General features: G+C 41.4%; 1 pseudogene. It reads right to left on the bottom strand.

Annotated elements, in window-relative coordinates:
• A pseudogene (locus tag PX482_RS24110) lies at window positions 1–2,090 on the bottom strand (non-ribosomal peptide synthetase); the annotation flags it as partial.
• Between the last annotated feature and the right edge of the window lie 6 nt (window positions 2,091–2,096).

The raw sequence follows: 2,096 nt of genomic DNA on the forward strand, positions 1-2,096 counted from the left end.
CAAATTTCTTCTAAACTCTGGATTAAGATTTCTGAGTTCAGGTTTCCCTCTAAACGCAAGGCTAGGGGGATATTATAAAAAGAACTATTCGACTCAAATTCAGCCAAAAACCAGAGACGAGTCTGAGCAAAAGATAGGGGTAATTCTGCTGTTTTGTCCCTGGGTAAAATCGGCAGTTCAGTTAGTTGTTCTCCTTCGGAAAGCCGTTTTATTTCTTGGGACAATTCGGCGATTGTCGGTGCAACAAATAACTCGCGTAAGGGCATTTCTACCTGAAAAGCCTCACGGATGCGCGAAATTAGTTGCGTTGCTAATAATGAATGTCCACCCAACTCAAAGAAGTTGTCGTGAATCCCCACCTGTGAAACTTTTAATACTTTTGCCCAAATCGAGGATAATATCTCTTCAATGGGGTTACGCGGCGCAATATACTGCTCTTGGCTTTGGAATTCGGGAGCCGGTAAAGCACGATGATCGATTTTACCATTAGGCGTTAAGGGTAGGGATTCCAAAATGACAAAGGCACTAGGAATCATATACTCTGGTAACTTAGCTTTCAGGAATTGCCGCAGTTGAGTAATATTAAGCGAATTTTGCTCTTTTGGAGGGGAAATAATCTCTATTTGGGGAATAATATAGGCGACTAAACGTTTCTGATTTGTCTCATCTTCCCGAGCAATTACAACAGCCGTTTTGACCGCACTGTGCTGACTAAGAACGGTTTCAATTTCTCCCAATTCAATGCGGAAACCGCGAATTTTTACTTGATTGTCAATGCGTCCTAAATACTCAATATTACCGTCGGGTAAATAACGCCCTAAGTCTCCCGTTTTATATAATCTGCTTTCTGTTTCCTGATGGAAGGGATGAGGGATAAATTTTTCATTGGTTAACTCTGGATGATTGAGGTAGCCTCTCGCTAATCCCGCACCGCCTATGTGTAATTCCCCAGGCACACCAACAGGAACAGGTTGCAAATATTCGTCTAAAATATAGGTTTCTACCTTAGCAATGGGACGACCAATCACTGGTTTGAGGTTAGCTGTGATCAAACATATCGTGCTATCCACAGTGCATTCTGTCGGGCCATAAACGTTATAGAAATTAATGTTTTCAGCCTTGGCCAAAGTAGCCCACATAGATTCATCAATGGCTTCTCCTCCCACCAAGACAGATTGAGGATGATTGTCACTTTCTAGCAATCCTACTGAAATTAGTAGCCTCAGTTGCGATGGTGTGCAATCCAATACATCTATTTTTTGCTGCCGCAGGTGGGATAACATGGCATGGCTATCAAATCGCACCTTTTCTGGCACAATGTTCAGGCTATGACCATATATCAGTTGAATAATTTGTTGCACAGAAGCGTCAAAAGCTAAAGAGGCATTGATGCTGACTCGCAATGGGGAAATCTGATGGTGAGCATAGATAGCTTCATGCAGTCCGTGAGCAAGATTGACAACGGAGGAGTGCTGAATCATCACTCCCTTTGGCTTTCCTGTTGAACCTGAAGTGTAGATTGCATAAGCTAAGTTTTCCGGTTGAACTTCACAGCAGGGATTTGATTCCTGTGCTTGAGTGATAAACGACCAGTCAGTATCTAAACAAACGATTTCTGATTGGTGTTTTGGAAGTCCTGCGATTAAATGTTTTTGGGTTAACAGAACTCTAATTTGAGCATCTTGGAGGATATACAGTAAACGCTCAGTTGGATATTCTGGGTCAAGAGGAACATAAGCACCACCCGCTTTTAATATCGCTAATAACCCCACAATCATGTCTAAAGAACGTTCAAGACAAATCCCCACTAATTGCTCAGGTTTTACTCCTAAAGACTGCAAATAATGTGCTAACTGATTAGCTCGACAATTTAACTCATTGTAGGTTAATTGTTGCTCTGAATATACAACTGCTACCGCTTCGGGTGTGCGTTTTACCTGTTCTTCAAATAACTGATGAATACACTTGTCAGCAGGATAATCTACCTCAGTATTATTCCAGTCAATTAATAACTGTTGTTGTTCAACTTTAGTTAACAAAGGTAATTGAGAAACTCTCTCACTCGGATTAGTAATAATCCCCTCAAGTAGAGTCAG

The organism is Microcystis sp. M53602_WE12 (assembly GCF_030065455.1).
GTDB classification, from domain to species: domain Bacteria; phylum Cyanobacteriota; class Cyanobacteriia; order Cyanobacteriales; family Microcystaceae; genus Microcystis; species Microcystis aeruginosa.